This is a genomic window from Frigoribacterium sp. AP1 (assembly GCF_056680555.1).
In genome coordinates this window covers 2,861,468-2,877,767 of sequence record NZ_CM155288.1, presented here as the reverse complement: position 1 = coordinate 2,877,767, position 16,300 = coordinate 2,861,468, and the positions used below count along the sequence as shown (strand labels likewise).

Annotated in this window: 16 protein-coding genes; 2 read left to right on the top strand and 14 right to left on the bottom strand. The window is 69.4% G+C overall.

Annotated features, from left to right (window positions below):
* Window positions 1-60 precede the first annotated feature (60 nt).
* Window positions 61-423 (bottom strand): iron-sulfur cluster insertion protein ErpA, encoded by a 363-nt coding sequence (gene erpA, locus AC1MBW_RS13660; protein ID WP_043594936.1) that lies wholly within the window; start codon window positions 421-423, stop codon window positions 61-63.
* 133 nt (window positions 424-556) lie between these two features.
* Window positions 557-1,972, bottom strand: a complete 1,416-nt coding sequence (locus AC1MBW_RS13655) for a M20/M25/M40 family metallo-hydrolase (protein WP_480024825.1) — start codon at window positions 1,970-1,972, stop codon at window positions 557-559.
* A gap of 41 nt (window positions 1,973-2,013) precedes the next feature.
* Between AC1MBW_RS13655 and AC1MBW_RS13650 the strand changes: the two genes are divergently transcribed.
* Entirely contained in the window at window positions 2,014-2,592 is a 579-nt protein-coding gene (locus AC1MBW_RS13650) for a DUF3043 domain-containing protein (protein ID WP_054146162.1), read from the top strand.
* A gap of 84 nt (window positions 2,593-2,676) precedes the next feature.
* Here AC1MBW_RS13650 and AC1MBW_RS13645 read toward each other — a convergent pair whose 3' ends face one another.
* The 3 genes from AC1MBW_RS13645 to hisD all read right to left on the bottom strand — a co-directional run bounded on the left by AC1MBW_RS13645 (window position 2,677) and on the right by hisD (window position 5,602).
* Window positions 2,677-3,729, bottom strand: a complete 1,053-nt coding sequence (locus AC1MBW_RS13645) for a quinone-dependent dihydroorotate dehydrogenase (RefSeq protein ID WP_480024824.1) — start codon at window positions 3,727-3,729, stop codon at window positions 2,677-2,679.
* Window positions 3,726-4,208 carry a transcriptional regulator NrdR gene (gene nrdR / locus AC1MBW_RS13640; RefSeq protein WP_054146163.1) on the bottom strand — a complete coding sequence of 161 codons (483 nt, stop codon included), beginning with the start codon at window positions 4,206-4,208 and terminating at the stop codon, window positions 3,726-3,728. The genes AC1MBW_RS13645 and nrdR overlap by 4 nt, the downstream gene beginning before the upstream one ends.
* A gap of 83 nt (window positions 4,209-4,291) precedes the next feature.
* A complete protein-coding gene (hisD, locus tag AC1MBW_RS13635; RefSeq protein ID WP_480024823.1) occupies window positions 4,292-5,602 on the bottom strand; it encodes a histidinol dehydrogenase in 1,311 nt (436 codons plus the stop codon).
* 33 nt (window positions 5,603-5,635) lie between these two features.
* Between hisD and AC1MBW_RS13630 the strand changes: the two genes are divergently transcribed.
* Window positions 5,636-6,154: a flavin reductase family protein gene (locus AC1MBW_RS13630; RefSeq protein ID WP_054146165.1), complete on the top strand. Its 519-nt coding sequence runs from the start codon at window positions 5,636-5,638 to the stop codon at window positions 6,152-6,154.
* 41 nt (window positions 6,155-6,195) lie between these two features.
* On the opposite strand, the gene dnaE is transcribed toward AC1MBW_RS13630, so the two are convergent.
* From dnaE to AC1MBW_RS13585, 9 genes are all read right to left on the bottom strand, one after another.
* Window positions 6,196-9,714, bottom strand: coding sequence for a DNA polymerase III subunit alpha (gene dnaE / locus AC1MBW_RS13625; RefSeq protein ID WP_480024822.1), 3,519 nt, complete (start codon window positions 9,712-9,714; stop codon window positions 6,196-6,198).
* A gap of 44 nt (window positions 9,715-9,758) precedes the next feature.
* Window positions 9,759-10,682 (bottom strand): RluA family pseudouridine synthase, encoded by a 924-nt coding sequence (locus tag AC1MBW_RS13620; protein WP_480024821.1) that lies wholly within the window; start codon window positions 10,680-10,682, stop codon window positions 9,759-9,761.
* Window positions 10,679-11,350, bottom strand: a complete 672-nt coding sequence (gene lspA, locus AC1MBW_RS13615; protein WP_082383342.1) for a signal peptidase II — start codon at window positions 11,348-11,350, stop codon at window positions 10,679-10,681. The genes AC1MBW_RS13620 and lspA overlap by 4 nt, the downstream gene beginning before the upstream one ends.
* 4 nt (window positions 11,351-11,354) lie before the next feature.
* Entirely contained in the window at window positions 11,355-12,131 is a 777-nt protein-coding gene (locus AC1MBW_RS13610) for a DivIVA domain-containing protein (RefSeq protein WP_480024820.1), read from the bottom strand.
* Between the two features lie 145 nt (window positions 12,132-12,276).
* Window positions 12,277-12,579, bottom strand: a complete 303-nt coding sequence (locus AC1MBW_RS13605) for a YggT family protein (RefSeq protein ID WP_054146794.1) — start codon at window positions 12,577-12,579, stop codon at window positions 12,277-12,279.
* Window positions 12,580-12,672: 93 nt separating this feature from the next.
* The gene (locus AC1MBW_RS13600) at window positions 12,673-13,200 is read right to left on the bottom strand and encodes a cell division protein SepF (protein WP_054146793.1); all 528 of its coding nucleotides are present in this window, start codon (window positions 13,198-13,200) and stop codon (window positions 12,673-12,675) included.
* Between the two features lie 37 nt (window positions 13,201-13,237).
* Complete coding sequence (locus AC1MBW_RS13595) at window positions 13,238-13,936, bottom strand: YggS family pyridoxal phosphate-dependent enzyme (protein ID WP_054146792.1); 699 nt, start codon at window positions 13,934-13,936, stop codon at window positions 13,238-13,240.
* A gap of 6 nt (window positions 13,937-13,942) precedes the next feature.
* Window positions 13,943-15,103 carry a cell division protein FtsZ gene (gene ftsZ, locus AC1MBW_RS13590; RefSeq protein ID WP_054146791.1) on the bottom strand — a complete coding sequence of 387 codons (1,161 nt, stop codon included), beginning with the start codon at window positions 15,101-15,103 and terminating at the stop codon, window positions 13,943-13,945.
* Window positions 15,104-15,241: 138 nt separating this feature from the next.
* Window positions 15,242-16,285 carry a cell division protein FtsQ/DivIB gene (locus AC1MBW_RS13585; protein WP_480024819.1) on the bottom strand — a complete coding sequence of 348 codons (1,044 nt, stop codon included), beginning with the start codon at window positions 16,283-16,285 and terminating at the stop codon, window positions 15,242-15,244.
* Window positions 16,286-16,300 lie beyond the last annotated feature (15 nt).

The following is a 16,300-nucleotide window of genomic DNA, read 5'->3' as shown; positions in this document are numbered from 1 at the left end:
GGGGATCACCCTCGCGGATGATCCCCTCTCGACGCGCGGCTCGGAGCCGCCCGTCGACGATCAGTGGAAGCTGTCGCCGCAGGCGCAGCTGCCCTGCGCGTTGGGGTTGTCGATGGTGAACCCCTGCTTCTGGATGGTGTCCTCGAAGTCGATGGCTGCGCCGTCGAGGTAGGGGACGCTCATCTTGTCGACGATGACCTCGACGCCGTCGAAGTCGACCGTCGCGTCGCCGTCGAGCATGCGCTCGTCGAAGTACAGCTGGTAGATGAGCCCCGAGCAGCCACCGGGCTGGACCGCCACGCGGAGGCGCAGGTCGTCCCGGCCCTCTTGCGTGAGCAGGCTCTTCACCTTGTCCGCGGCGGTGGACGTGATCGTCACGCCGTGCGCCTTCGCGTCGACGGGAGCGGTTGCGATGTCGGTCATGGTGCCTCCTTCGGGCCGGGTCGAGTGCGGGGCACTCGTCGTCGACCAGTGTAAGCAGCCGGGGACCGGTTTTGTTCCGGACCCGCGCCTCCCCCGGGTGTCGCCGGCGCCGAGGAGGCGCGGGTCGCGCCGGTCAGCCCCTCGCGTCGAGACGCGCCAACAGGATCGCCTCGCTGAGGATCGCCCGGTGCAGCACGCCGAGGTGCTGCGATTCGTTCGGGCTGTGCGCCCGGGTGTCGGGGTCCTCGACGCCGGTGACGAGGATCTGGGCCTCGGGGAAGGTCCGGACGAGGTCGGCGATGAACGGGATCGACCCGCCGATGCCCGTCTGGACCGGCGCCTCGCCCCAGCCCTCGGTCATCGCGACCGTGGCGTCGGCGATGGCCGTGCCGGTCGTGTCCACCAGGAAGGGATCGCCCCGGTCGACGTCGTCGATCTGCACGTGGGCGCCGAACGGTGCGTGCTCACGCAGGTGCGCCTCCAGGGCGGCGTAGGCGTCCTCGGCGGTCTGGCCGGGGGCGATGCGGGCGCTGATGCGGACCGACACCTCGGGGCTCAGCGTGTTGGACGCGTTGGCGACCGACGGGGCGTCGATGCCGGTCACGGTGATCGAGGGCTGCGACCACACCCGACTCAGGATCGGACCGCGTCCGATGGGGCTCACGCCCTCGAGCAGGCCGCTCTCGTCGCGCAACTGCTGTTCGCTCTGCTCCGGGTGCTCGGCCTCACGACTCGTCAACCCGGCCACGGCGACGCTGCCGTCGTCGTCGTGCAGGGTCGCGAGCAGCTTCACCATGGCCAGCATGGCGTCGGGCACCGCCCCGCCGAGCATGCCGGAGTGGGACGCGTGGGCCAGGGTGCGGACGGTCAGGCGGAAGGTCACGTTGCCGCGCAGGCCGACGGTGATGGCGGGCACCGTCGTGCTCCAGTTGTCGGAGTCCGCCACGACGATGACGTCGGCACGCAGCTCGTCCTGGTGCTGCACGAGGAAGTCGGCGAAGGAGCGGGAACCGAACTCCTCCTCGCCCTCGATGAACAACGAGACGCCGACGCCGAGGTCGTCTCCGAGCACCTCGTGCACCGCGCGGAGGGCCGCCACGTGCGTCATCACGCCGGCCTTGTCGTCGGACGCGCCCCGTCCGTACAGGCGATCGCCCTTGACCGTCGGCTCGAACGGAGGGGTGTCCCAGTCGGCGTCGTCGCCCTGCGGCTGCACGTCGTGGTGCGCGTACAGGAGGATGGTCGGCTTGCCGTCGCGAGCCGCACGTCGGGCGAGCACGGCGGGCTGGCCGAGGGTCCCGCTGCCACCGACGGGGGCCCTGCTCACGGTCACCTGGTCGAAGAGGCCCGTGCCCTCGACGAGGGCGGCGACCGCGTCGGCGCTGCGTCGCACGTGCTCGGGGTCGAAGGCATCCCACGAGACGGAGGGGATGCGCACGAGGGCGCCGAGGTCACTGATCGTCGCGGGCAGACCCGCGTGCACGGCCTCCGCGAGTTCGCTGACAGTACGGGGATCGGTCGGTCGGACGGGATGCTGCGAGTCGCTCATGCAGGTAATCTTAGGAACTCGGACAACCCTGAGGATCTCCCGTGGCCAAGCCAGACAGCAAGACGACCGAGACGACCACCGTCGCCGAGCCCGAGTCGACCGCGGTCGGCAAGGGTCGGCCGACGCCCACGCGACGCGAGCGCGAGGCTGCCAACCAGAGGCCCCTCGTCGCCTCGGGCAAAGAAGCCCAGAAGGCCCAGCGGGCCCGTCTGGCCGAGCAGCGTGACCGTGCCCGCGTCGGCCTCGCGAACGGCGAGGAACGATTCCTGCCCGACCGCGACAAGGGCCCGCAGCGACGCTTCATCCGCGACCACGTCGACGCCCGCTTCAGCGTGGGCGAGGCCATGATCCCGATCATGGTCGTCGTCATCGCCATGACTCTCGTGCAGTCGGCCGCCATCCAGTCGATCACGCTGCTCGTGCTCTGGGGATTCTTCGCCCTCGCCGTCGTCGACTGCCTCATCGTCGGCCGCAGTGTCAACCGCAAGCTCGCCGCCAAGTACGGTGCCGAGAACGTCCGCAAGGGCAACCGCTGGTACGCCGCCATGCGCGCGATGCAGCTCAAGCCCATGCGCCTGCCCAAGCCGCAGGTCAAGCGCGGCGAGTACCCGACCGCCTAGGCGCGTCACCCCGGACGACGAACGGCGTCACCCCTGGTGGGTGACGCCGTTTCGCGTCGGTGGCTGCGTGGACCGGAGGTCTCGTCAGGCGGCGGGCCGTCGCCGACGCAGGGCGACGAGCCCTCGGTTGACCTGGCGCGCCCAGAGCGGCCCGCGGTAGAGGAAGGCCGTGTAGCCCTGCACCAGCGTGGCCCCGGCGCGCAGTCGTTCGTCGACGTCCTCGGCGCTCGAGACGCCCCCGACGGAGATGACGCACGTCTCGCTCGGGACGGACTCCCGGACGAGCCTCAAGACCTCGAGGGATCGCCTGGCGAGCGGCGCACCCGAAAGACCACCGGCTCCCGCAGCCTCGACGACGGAGCCTTCGGTGACGAGGCCTTCTCGCGACACCGTCGTGTTGGTGGCGATCACGCCCGCCAGGCCGAGCTCGGTGACGAGGGCACCGATCCGGCGGACCCCGTCGTCGTCGAGGTCGGGGGCGATCTTGACCAGCACGGGGGTGTGCCCCGCGGCGTCGCGGACGGCCTCGAGGAGCGGGGCGAGCCTGTCGAGCTCTTGCAGCCCGCGGAGACCCGGGGTGTTGGGCGAACTGACGTTCACGGCGAGGTAGTCGGCCAGTGGAGCCAGGAGGCGCGTGCTGGCCAGGTAGTCGTCGATCGCGTCGTCGACGTCCACGACGCGACTCTTGCCGATGTTCACACCGATGACAGGCCGTGACGGGGCCGACCGTGCCCTGCTGAGTTCGAGAGCCGCCGCGTGGGCGCCGGAGTTGTTGAACCCCATGCGGTTCACGACGGCGAGGTCGGCGACGAGACGGAAGAGTCGAGGACGGTCGTTGCCGGGCTGCGGCCGAGCCGTCACCGTGCCCACCTCGACGTGCCCGAACCCGAGCGCGCCGAGACCGGGGATGCCCTTGGCGTCCTTGTCGAAGCCTGCTGCGACGCCGAAAGGTGAGGTGAAGTGGAGTCCGAGCGTCTCGACGGCGAGGGACGGTGCCGGGGCCGTCAGGCGTCCGACGACGCCGGCCAGGCCCACCTCGGGGATCGCCTTGATGACCCGGAAGGCGAGATGGTGGGCGTCCTCGGGGTCCATCTTGGCGAAGACGACGTCGAAGAGGACGCGGTACGGGGTCCTCACTCGTCGACCGACCGGGTGGAGAGCGGACGGGACGCGTGCTCTTCGCGCAGTTGACCGATCGAGGCCTCGAAATCCTCGAGCGAGTCGAAGGCCTGGTACACACTGGCGAATCGCAGGTACGCCACCTCGTCGAGGTCGCGGAGCGGAGGCAGGATGGCCAGACCGATGTCGTTGGCCTCGATCTGCGACGCACCGCTCGCCCGGACGGCCTCCTCGACCTTCTGCGCCAGGACGGCGAGGTCGCCGTCGGTCACCGGGCGACCCTGGCAGGCCTTGCGAACGCCCGAGATGATCTTGTCGCGACTGAACGGTTCGAGAACGCCGTTGCGCTTCACCACGTTGAGGCTCGCGGTCTCGGTCGTGCTGAACCGACGACCGCAGTTCGGGCACTGCCTGCGACGACGGATCGACGTGCCGTCGTCACTGGTGCGGGAGTCGACGACTCGGGAATCGGGGTGGCGGCAGAAGGGGCAGAACATGGTGCGGCCAGATTATCGGACGCCGGGGGCGACGTCGGACGCTCGGGGCACCCGAGAGCCCGTCCGCGGGGACCGTTCTCGGTTCAGGGGCGCGACAGCCGGGCCGCGACGGCCTCGCCGTGGGCGGGCAGCAGCTCGGCGTTCGAGAGCGCCACGAGCCGCTCGGCCACGACACCGAGGGCTTCGGCGTCGTACCGGACGATCTGTTGCGGTCGGAGGAACGTGAACGCGCCGAGCCCGGACGAGAAGCGCGACTGCCCGCTGGTGGGCAGGACGTGGTTCGAACCGGCGAGGTAGTCGCCCAGACTGACGGGCGTGTCCGGCCCCACGAAGATCGCGCCGGCGTCGGTGATGTCGGCCAGGACCGCGTCGTCGTCGCGGGTCTGCACTTCGAGGTGCTCGGGCCCGTAGGCGTTGCTGAAGGCGGCGGCCTGCCGGAGGTCGTCGACCAGGACGACCGCCGATTGGCGACCGGAGAGGGCGGTCCGGACTCGGGCGGCGCTCAGGGTGCGGGGCACGAGCCGGGTGAGTTCGGCGACGACGGCCTCGCCGAAGGCGGCTGAGTCCGTGACGAGGACGGCCGAGGCCTCCTCGTCGTGCTCGGCCTGGCTGATGAGGTCGACGGCGACCAACGTGGCGTCCGCCGAGTCGTCCGCGATGACGAGGATCTCGGTCGCGCCGGCCACTGAATCGATGCCGACACGACCGCGCACGAGCTGCTTCGCCGCGGCGACGAAGTTGTTGCCCGGACCCGTGATGACCTGGACCGGCTCGAGCTCGAGCTCGGGCACGCCGTAGGCGAGCGCACCGATGGCGCCGGCACCGCCGATCGCGTAGACCTCGTCGATGCCCAACAACCCGGCCGCACCCAGGATGACGGGGTGGACTCCCCCGCCGTGTTCGCGCTGCGCGGGTGACACGAGGGCGATCGACGACACCCCTGCCACCTGTGCGGGGACGACGTTCATCACCACGCTCGAGGGATACACGGCCTTGCCGCCGGGAACGTACACTCCGGCGCGCGTGACGGGCTGCCACCGCTGCTCGATGACGGCCCCCGGGGCTGGTCTGGTCGTGGTCGACGCCGGGACCTGGGCCCGGCTGGCTTGCGTGACCCGCGCGATCGACTCGACCAGCGCCTCCTTGACCAGGGGGTCCAGGGCTGCCACGGCGTCGTCGATGGTCTGCGTCGCGACGCGCAGCGTGTCGGGACGGACGCCGTCGAAGCGTGCCGCCTGGTCGCGCAGGGCGGCGGCACCCCGCTCGCGGACGTCGTCGACGAGACGCCGGGCGGCGTCCGTCGCGGCGCCGACGTCGGCGTGGGACCGCGGGACGAGGTCGAGCAGCTGGGCGTGGGTCGGCGCGAGACCGCGCAGATCTGTGGTCTGGATCATGGCCCGTCCAGCCTAGTCAGTAGGGTCGGGAGCATGACGGACGACAACGCGACAATCTCGCGGCCCGACGACTCCCTCGAGGTGTTCAAGGAGGCCTTCCGACGCCACGCCGCCGGTGTCGCGATCGTGACGGCGCGAGACGCCGACGGCGCGCCGGTCGGGTTCACGGCCACATCCCTGGCGTCACTGGCCGCCGTGCCGCCGCTCGCGACCTTCAACATGGCCAGGACGGCGAGTTCATGGCCTGCTGTCTCGGAGACGGACCAGGTCATCGTGCACCTGCTCGGCCTGCGCAACCGCGACCTCGCCCGACGCATGGCGGGTCCCGCCGCCGAGCGCTTCGCCGGGGACCACTGGACCGACGGGCCGAACGGGGTGCCGCTGCTGACGGGCGTGACCGCCTGGATGACCGGGACCGTCGTCGAGCGGTTGCCGGTCCACGGCAACGCCGTCGTGGTCGTGCGCATCGGGACGGGCGGCGTCGGCGAGGACGACGACGCCCTGCTGTACCACGACCGGCGGTATCTCAGGCCTGTGCACCTCGAGGACTGACGCCGGGCGCGCCTCGTGTCGGCAGCCGGGTGCCGACCACCTCAGACGAGGCAGCCGGGACCCAACAGGCTCTTGAGTTCGCCGAACAGGTCGGCCGTGACGTCGACCGGCATGGGGATCTCGAACACGCGGGCGGCCTCGCCCTTGACGAGTCGGAGGCGGACCTCGGTGCCGCCGGCATGACGGCCGAGCACCGCCGCCAACTCGGTGACCGTGTCATGTGTGGCCCGGTGCTCGGGCATCTGCAGGAGCAGCGGCCCGTGGGTCACGCCGACGCCCAGGTCGGGCATGAACATGCTCGCGGCGTGCATGTTCATGCCGTCGTCGCGGACGCTGACCCGGCCCTTGAGCACGATGATCGAGTCGCCGACGAGTGACGGCCCGAACTCTTGGTAGGTCTTGCCGAGGAACATGGCCGAGATCTCGCCCCCGAAGTCCTCGACGGTGATGATGCCGTAGGGGTTGCCCGAGTTGCGCGCGACCCGGTGCTGCACGCTGGTGATGAGCCCGGCGATCGTGACCGTCTCGCCGTCGATCGTCGCGGGGTCGCTCGCCAGGATGTCGGTGACCGTCGTCTGGGCGTGCTTCGCCAGAGGCAGCTCGAGGCCTGCGAGCGGGTGATCGGAGACATACAGGCCCAGCATGTCTCGCTCGAACGCCAGCTTGTCGCGTTTGGACCACTCGGGACGTTCGGGCACGTGCTGGACGTCCTGCGGCTCGTCCCACAAGGAGTCGAAGTCGAAGCCGACCTGACCGTTCGCCTCGGCCCGCTTCTCGCTGACCGCGGCCTCGACAGCGGACTCGTGGATCTCGACGAGGGCACGCCGTGTGGACCCCAGCGAGTCGAATGCCCCTGCCTTGACGAGAGACTCGACGGTGCGCTTGTTCGCCACGGGGAGCGGCACCTTGCGCAGGAAGTCGTGGAACGAGGTGAAAGCACCTTCTTTCTTGCGCGCGGCGATGACGTGGTCGACCACGTTGAAGCCGACGTTGCGCACGGCCCCCATGCCGAAGCGGATGTCGTCGCCGACGGCCGCGAAGAACCCGATGGATTCGTTGACGTCGGGCGGCAACACCTTGATGCCCATCCGGCGGCACTCGTTGAGGTAGAGGCCCAGCTTGTCTCGGGAGTCCCCCGTGCTCGTGAGCAGGGCGGCCATGTACTCGGCCGGGTAGTGGGCCTTGAGGTAGGCCGTCCAGTACGAGACCACGCCGTACGCAGCCGAGTGCGCTTTGTTGAAGGCGTAGTCGGAGAAGGGCAGCAGGATGTCCCAGAGCATCTTGACGGCATCGGGCGAGAACCCGTTGTCGAACATGCCCTTCTCGAACCCGGCGTACTGCTTGTCGAGCTCGGACTTCTTCTTCTTGCCCATGGCGCGTCGGAGGATGTCGGCCTGACCCAGCGAGAAGCCGGCGACCTTCTGCGCGATGGCCATGACCTGCTCTTGGTAGATGATCAGGCCGTAGCTGGTCGAGAGGATCTCTTGCAGCGGCTCTTCGAGCTCGGGGTGGATCGGGGTGATGTCTTGCGCGCCGTTCTTGCGCAAGGCGTAGTTCGTGTGCGAGTTGGCACCCATGGGGCCCGGTCGGTAGAGCGCGATGACGGCCGAGATGTCTTCGAAGTTGTCGGGCTTCATCAGGCGGAGGAGCCCGCGCATGGGCCCGCCGTCCAGTTGGAACACCCCGAGCGTGTCGCCGCGCCCCAGCAGTTCGTAGGCGCCCCGGTCGTCGAGCTCGAGGTCTTCGAGCACGAGGTCGAAGCCACGGTTCGTCCTGATGTTGTCGAGGGCGTCGTTGATGATCGTGAGGTTGCGCAACCCCAGGAAGTCCATCTTGATCAGCCCGAGGGACTCGCAGGCCGGGTAGTCGAACTGCGTGACGATCTGACCGTCCTGCTCGCGCTTCATGATCGGGATGATGTCGATGAGCGGATCGCTCGACATGATGACGCCGGCGGCATGCACACCCCATTGGCGCTTCAGCCCCTCGAGGCCGAGCGCCGTGTCGAAGACGGTCTTGGCCTCGGGGTCGGACTCGACCACGGTGCGGATGTCGCCGGCCTCTTTGTAGCGCTCGTGCTGCTTGTCGAAGATGCCGGTGAGGGGGATGTCCTTGCCCATCACGGCGGGGGGCATGGCCTTGGTGAGCTTCTCACCCATGCCGAAGGGGAATCCGAGCACTCGGGAGCTGTCCTTCAGGGCCTGCTTCGCCTTGATGGTGCCGTACGTGACGATCTGCGCGACACGTTCGTCGCCGTACTTCTCGGTGACGTACTGGATCACCTCACCGCGACGACGGTCGTCGAAGTCGACGTCGAAGTCGGGCATGGAGACGCGGTCGGGGTTGAGGAACCGCTCGAAGATCAGACCGTGGCGCAGCGGGTCGAGGTCGGTGATGCGCATGGCGTAGGCGGCCATCGAGCCGGCCCCCGAGCCACGGCCCGGCCCGACCCGGATGCCGTTCTCCTTCGACCAGTTGATGAAGTCGGCGACCACGAGGAAGTACCCGGGGAATCCCATGCCGGTGATGACACCGATCTCGTACTCGGCCTGCTTGCGCACGTCGTCGGGGATGCCCGCCGGGTAGCGGTACACGAGCCCCTTCTCGACCTCTTTGATGAACCAGGTCTCTTCGGTCTCGCCCTCGGGCACCGGGTAGCGCGGCATGTAGTTGGCCGAGGTGTTGAACTGCACGTCGCACCGCTCCGCGATGAGCAGCGTGTTGTCACACGCCTCGGGGTGGTCGCGGAAGAGGTGTCGCATCTGCTGAGCGGACTTGAGGTAGAACTCGTCGGCGTCGAACTTGAAGCGGTTCGGGTCGTTGAGCGTCGAGCCGGACTGGACGCAGAGGAGCGCCGCGTGGCTGGTGGCATCGTGCTCGTGTGTGTAATGGAGGTCGTTCGTCGCGACGAGCGGCAGGTCGAGGTCTTTCGCCAGGCGCAGCAGGTCGCCCATGATCTGGCGCTCGATGCCGAGCCCGTGGTCCATGATCTCGGCGAAGTAGTTCTCTCGGCCGAAGATGTCTCGGAAGTCGGAGGCCGCCTTGAGCGCCTCGTCGTACTGGCCGAGCCGCAGGCGGGTCTGCACCTCGCCACTCGGGCACCCGGTCGTGGCGATGAGGCCCTCGGAGTACTGCGACAGCAGTTCGCGGTCCATGCGGGGCTTGAAGTAGTACCCCTCGAGCGAGGCCCGGGACGAGAGGCGGAACAAGTTGTGCATGCCCGTGGTGTTCTCGGACAGCAGGGTCATGTGCGTGTACGCACCGGAACCCGACACGTCGTCGCGTCCGCCGTCGCCCCACCGGACACGCGTCTTGTCGCCCCGGTGCGTGCCCGGCGTGATGTAGGCCTCGGTGCCGATGATGGGCTTGACGCCCGCCTCGGTCGCGGTCTTCCAGAAGTCGTACGCCCCGAACACGTTGCCGTGGTCGGTGACCGCCACCGCGGGCATCCCCTGCGCCGCGGCCTCGGTGACCAACGGCTTGACCCGGGCCGCACCGTCGAGCATCGAGTACTCGCTGTGCACGTGCAGATGGACGAATGAGTCTTTGCTCGAGGCCACGGGGCTCCTCGTCTGGTGGTGGATCTGGCGACTAGGGGAACAGCCTAACTCCGACGGAGGACATCGAGAGCGAGCTGCAGGTCGGTGGGGTAGGTCGACCGGTACACCACCGGCTCACCCGTCCCGGGGTGACGGAAACCGAGCTGCACGGCGTGTAGCCACTGCCGCGTGAGACCGAGCGTCGCCGAGAGCGTCGGATCGGCGCCGTAGGTCGCGTCACCGACGCAGGGGTGTCGCTGGGCCGCCATGTGGACGCGGATCTGGTGGGTCCGACCCGTCTCGAGGTGGATCTCGAGCAACGAGGCGGACGGGAACGCCTCGACCGTCTCGTAGTGGGTGACCGACGGCTTGCCGTCGACGACCACCGCGAACTTCCAGTCGGACGACGGGTGGCGCCCGATGGGCGCGTCGATCGTCCCGGTGAGCGGGTCGGGGTGGCCCTGGACGACCGCGTTGTAGATCTTCTCGACGGTCCGCTCACGGAACGCCTGTTTAAGCAGCGTGTAGGCCCGCTCGGTCTTCGCCACGACCATGAGTCCACTGGTGCCGACGTCGAGGCGGTGGACGATGCCGGCCCGTTCGGACGCACCCGACGTCGACACGGTGAAGCCCGCGGCGGCGAGCCCGCCGAGCACGGTCGGACCGGTCCATCCGACCGACGGGTGAGCAGCGACGCCGACGGGCTTGTCGACGACCACGATCTCGTCGTCGTCGTGCACGACTGCCATGCCCGGTACGTCGACGGCGACCACGGCGGGGGCCTCGCGCGGTGACCAGGTGACGTCGAGCCACGCACCGGCCTCGAGCCGGTCCGACTTGCCGGCGGTGCGACCGTCGACCGTCACCCCACCCGAGGCGGCGACCTCGGCGGCGAAGGTGCGGCTGAAGCCGAGCAGCTTCGCCAGGGCGGCGTCGACACGTTCGCCGGCGAGCCCGTCGGGCACCGGGAGGGCGCGCGTCTCGCTCACGAGTTGCTCCGGCGGTCGGCAGGAGGCGCGGTGTGAGCAGGAGCGCTCGGCTCCCCGTCAGGGGTCGTCGGCTGGCCGTCCGGCGCCGGGTCGACCACCGGCGAACCGCCGTCCTGCCCGTCCTCCGCCGAACGCCGAGCCTTCTTCGTGCTCGGCGTGCGCGTGCCGTCGAGCCCGATGCCCAGCAACGTGAGCAGGAGGAGCAATCCCATGCTCGAGACGATGAAGACGTCCGCCACGTTGAAGATGGCCGGCAGGAGGGACGGGAAGTAGATGAAGTCGATGACGTGTCCCTGCCCGAAGGAGGGCTCTCGGAGCAGGCGGTCGGTGAGGTTGCCGAGGGTGCCACCGAGCAGCATGCCCAGCATGATCGACCAGGCCAGCGATCGGATGCGCCGGGCCACGATCAGGATGGCGACGGCGACACCGGCGGCGGCGATCGAGAAGATCCACGTCGAACCGCTCGCGAACGAGAAGGCGGCGCCGGGGTTCTTGACGAAGTGCAGTTGGAAGAACTCGCCGACGACGTCGACGGAACCGCCTTCGACGAGGGTGCGGGTGACCAACAGTTTGGTGCCCTGATCGAGGCCGTAGGCCACGACCGCGACAAAGGCCAGCGTCGCGAGAACGCGGACGCTGGCCTTCGTGGTGGGCTTGTCGCTCGACAAGACCTTAGTTCGAGCCGAAGCCCTGGGCGCTGGCCGGAGTCGACCGGGCGGCCTCGCCCGTGCCCTCGCCGTCGAGCTCGTGGAGCTGACCTTCGATGTAGCTCTTGAGCTTGGAGCGGTAGTCACGCTCGAACGACCGCAGGTCGTCGATGCGACGTTCGACACTCGAGCGCTCGGTGTTGAGGCGATCGAGGATCTCGCGCTGCTGCGTCTCGGCGGCACCGACGATGTCACGCGACTTCGTCTCGGCCTCGGCGACGACCTCACGCTGACGGGCCTCGGCCTCGGACACGAGGCGTGCGGCGGTGGCGTGACCTTCGGCGATGAGAGCGTCACGCTTCTCGACACCCTCGCGGACGTGCTCTTCGTGCAGACGACGGGCCAACTGGAGCAGGCTGTTGGTGCTGCTGGTCTCGTCGGCCTCTGACACGGCCGGGGCGGAGTAGGCGGGAGCGGACGCCACGGCGGCGGGGGCCGCGACGACGGGCTCGGGCTCGACGACCGGCTCGGGCTCGACGGCCTCGGGGGCCGAGGCGGGAGCCGGTGCCGACGCAGGAGCCGGGGCGCTGGCCACCGGGGCCGACACGGGGGCGGCCTGCGTCGCGGGGGCGGACTCGCCCGACGAGAGGCGTTGACGCAGCTCGTCGTTCTCCTGGTTGAGACGTCGCAGCTCGGCGACGACCTCGTCGAGGAAGTCGTCGACCTCGTCCTGGTCGTATCCCTCGCGGAACTTCGTCGGCTGGAACCGCTTGTTGACTACGTCTTCCGGCGTCAAAGCCATTGCCGTCACCTCGTGCATCTGTTGGATCGTGTGATCGTGGTCTGTGTCGTTCTTCTACACCGTAGAGGAACGGGACCCGGTCGGGCCGGGGTCGTGCCGTTCAGGCGCTGCAGTGAGCCTACCCTGTCACTCGCCGACGACGTGGTCAGCCGACGGCGCGGAGCCCGGAGGCGACGCTCATCAGGATGATCACGGCCAGCATGATGATGCTCCAGCCGAAGTCGAGTGCGACCGAACCGAGCCGCACGGGCGGCAGGATCTTGCGCACGCGACGGATGGGCGGATCGGTCACGGTGTAGGCCACCTCGGCCAACACGAGGACGGGCCCTCGGGGACGCCAGCCACGACTGAACGACTGCGCCAGGTCGAGCACGAAGCGCGCCCACATGAGCAGGAAGAAGATCAGCAGCACGTAGTACGCGATCGTGGCGATCAGGTAAGTGATCATCGGGGGGTCATCAGCTCACACGAGTCGGCGCGAGGGGACTCGCGGGCGGGCAGGTCGTCACGTCGACGCGGAGAAGCCGGGACGACGGACTCGTCACGACTGGGCGAAGAACGACGCTTCGATGTCGGATTCTACCTCAGCCTGCTCGCCGCTCACCGCGATGTGCGCCGGTGACAGCAGGAAGACCTTGTTCGTCACGCGCTCGATCTTGCCGTACAGCCCCTGCGAGAGTCCGCTGGCGAAGTCGACCAGACGACGGGCGTCCGCCTCGGTCATCTGCGACAGGTTGATGATCACCGGGATGCCGTCTCGGAAGCTCTCGGCGATCGCCTGGGCGTCCTTGTACTCGCGGGGGTGGACCGTCAGGATCTCGTTCATGTCGTGGGGCACCGTGTTCTTCGGGGGCGAGGAGCGACGCAGGGGCGTCACGGGGGCGCGGGTGGGCGCGGGGGCGGCAGTGGGAGCCGAATGGACCGGGGCGACCGGAGCCGGAGCCTGCGCGGCCGCCTGAGGTCGCGACGACTGCTGGGGCTGCGCTCGCTCGTGGGGCTGCTCGTCGTACTCGAGCTCTTCGTCGGCGAGGCCCAGGTAGACCATCGTCTTGCGCAGCGGGTTGGCCATGGTGTTCCTCCGAGTCAGTGGATCGTCAGGTCCGACATTAACGAGCATCGGGGCGAGAACCCGTGATTGCCGTGCCGATCCGTAGGTGTGTCGCGCCCTCGGCGACGGCCTCGGCGAAGTCGGGGGACATGCCGGCCGAGATCGCGTCGGCCGTCGCCTCGAGGGACCGCACCCGCTCGGAGACCGCCCGGAGGCGCGCGAAGGCGGGTCGCGCCTCCTCGTCCAAGGGGGCGACCGCCATGACGCCCCGCAGCCGCAGCCCCGGGGTCGAGAGCACCTTCTCGGCCAGCGTCTCGACGTCCCGCTCGGCGACTCCCCCGCGGCCCGGATCGTCGGTCAGGTTGACCTGGACGAACCCGTCGACGACGGAACCGGAGTCGTCGGACAGACCGTCGACCACGGAGTCACGGTCGAGCGAGTGCACGGCGTGTGCGTAGCGCCGGGCCTGCCGCGCCTTCTTCGACTGCAACTGACCGACGAAATGCCACCGGAGCCCGTCGAGGTCGCTCAACTCGGCGGCCTTCGCCTGCGCCTCTTGATGACGGTTCTCTCCGACGTCGCGGACGCCCAGGGCGTACAGCGCACGGATCAGGCCGGGCGGGTGGAACTTCGTGACGACGATCGTGGTGAGCTCGTCCGGAGACCGTCCCGCGGAGGCGCAGGCATCGTCGACGGCCGCGGCGACCCGGGCGAGACGCTCGCCCAGGTCGCCGTCGACACACGTCGGATCGGTCATTCGTCGTTACTTGAGGAAGTCCGGGACGTCGAGGTCGTCGTCACCGTCGTCGAAGGCCGGGTCGACGGCCTGGGTCGCGGGCTCTTCGGGCCGCTTCCAGGCAGCGGGCTCGTGCGTCGCACCGCTGTCGGCGATGGCCGAGACGCCGGCGACCGAGGTCGCCGTGGGGCCCTCGGAGTCGACGAAGCTCGACCGGCGGTCCTTCACCTTGGTCGAAGGCTCGCCACCGTCGAAGCCGGCTGCGATGACCGTCACGCGCACCTCGTCGCCGAGGGTGTCGTCGATCACGGCACCGAAGATGATGTTGGCCTCGGCGTGGACGGCCTCTTGGACCAGACGGGCTGCGTCGTTGATCTCGAAGATGCCCAGGTTCGAACCGCCCTGGATGGACAGCAGCACGCCGTGCGCACCGTCGATGCTCGCCTCGAGCAGCGGGGAGGCCACGGCCAGCTCTGCCGCCTTGATGGCGCGATCGGCGCCCCGCGACGAACCGATGCCCATGAGGGCCGAACCCGCGCCCTGCATGACCGACTTGACGTCGGCGAAGTCGAGGTTGATGAGACCGGGCGTGGTGATCAGGTCGGTGATGCCCTGGACACCCGCGAGGAGCACCTGGTCGGCCGTGCCGAAGGCCTCGACCATGCTGATGCCGCGTTCGCTGATCTCGAGCAGACGGTCGTTGGGGACGACGATGAGGGTGTCGACCTCGTCCTTCAGGGCGGCGACCCCGGCCTCGGCCTGGGCCTGACGGCGCTTGCCCTCGAAGCCGAAGGGCTTCGTGACGACACCGATGGTCAGGGCGCCGATCGACTTGGCGATGCGAGCGACCACCGGGGCGCCGCCCGTGCCGGTGCCACCGCCTTCACCGGCCGTGACGAAGACCATGTCGGCACCCGCGAGGGCTTCTTCGATCTCTTCGGCGTGGTCCTCGGCCGCACGGCGTCCGACCTCGGGGTCGGCACCGGCGCCGAGGCCCCGGGTGAGCTCGCGACCGACGTCGAGCTTGACGTCGGCATCGCTCAACAGCAGCGCCTGGGCGTCGGTGTTGATGGCGATGAACTCCACCCCGCGGAGCCCGAGTTCGATCATGCGGTTGACGGCGTTGACGCCACCGCCGCCGACACCGACGACCTTGATCACGGCTAGGTAGTTATGGTTCGTTGTCACGTCCGGGCCTCCGCTTGAACCTTAACTCTGCAGTTGAAGGTTAAAGTTGTACATGGTATGCAAGTTCTGCAGTCACAAGGTATGGGTGCGCTGCAAGCGCCGTCGCCAGGGTGTCCAGCGTGTCGCGAAGACACCCTCTCATCTCGTCCTGATGATCCCGTTGTCGGGAGCGGACACGTCGTACTCGACGCTCGCACCCGGGTCGCGCCGGGCCTGGTCCGCGATCAGACCCGCGAGCACCTGAGCTTTCTTCGCCGACTCGTCGGCGCTGCCCCACACGACCCGTTCGCCGGAGGTGAGCTGCAGGGTCACGTCGTCGGCCGTCGATGCCGTCACGGTGTCGACGGTGGACCGCAGCGTGACCGGCAGCGCCAACAGCACCTCGGCGACCGAACGGTACGCGGGGCCGTCCAGGGCCGCTCCCCCGACGTCGACGAGGGGCACCCCCTCTTGCCGGGCGTCGAGCTCCTGGACGACGACGCCGGCCGGGTCGACGAGTTCGAACCCCTCCCCCGCGGCGACCGTGGCGACGGGCTGGCGCTCCTGGATGCGGACGACGAGCGTGTGCGGCGGAGCGGTCTCGGTCACGTAGCTGGCGATCAGGGGGAAGGCCGCGAGCTCGCGGGTGACCTCGTCGAAGTCGATCATCGCGAGGGGGGTCCCGAGCTGTCCGTCGAGTGCCTTCCGGACGGCGGAGGCGTCGACGCGTTCGGTCCCTTCGACGCGGATGGTCTGCAACGACAGCAGCGGAGAGAACACGGCGACCGCGACGGACGCGACGAGGAGGAGGACGACGGCCCCGAGCGACACCAGGGTCGCCCGACGGTGTCGGCTGCGACGCGTGAAGCGACGAACCTCGACGCGTTCCACGCGCCTCCGTTCGCTCGACGCCCGACGCGCCTGCTTGCGGGCCGCGGCGGCTCGCGCCTTGGCCTCGGCGGCCGTGCCGTCGGGTGCCACGATGCGCGGCGGCTCGGAGCCGCCGGGGGCGCCCGTCGCGCGCGAGTCGGTCGCATCCGTGGACCCGGAGTTCGCCAGGCGGTCCCGCAAGGCCGCGGGGGCTCCGGCGACCGTCCCGAGACGGCCCCTCAGCGTGGACGGGGGCGACGACGGGCCGGTGCCCCCGTCGCCCTGCGCCGTCGAGCCACCCGTCGCCGCGCGTCGAGGACGCGGATCGCCCACGACGGGGACGGGCCC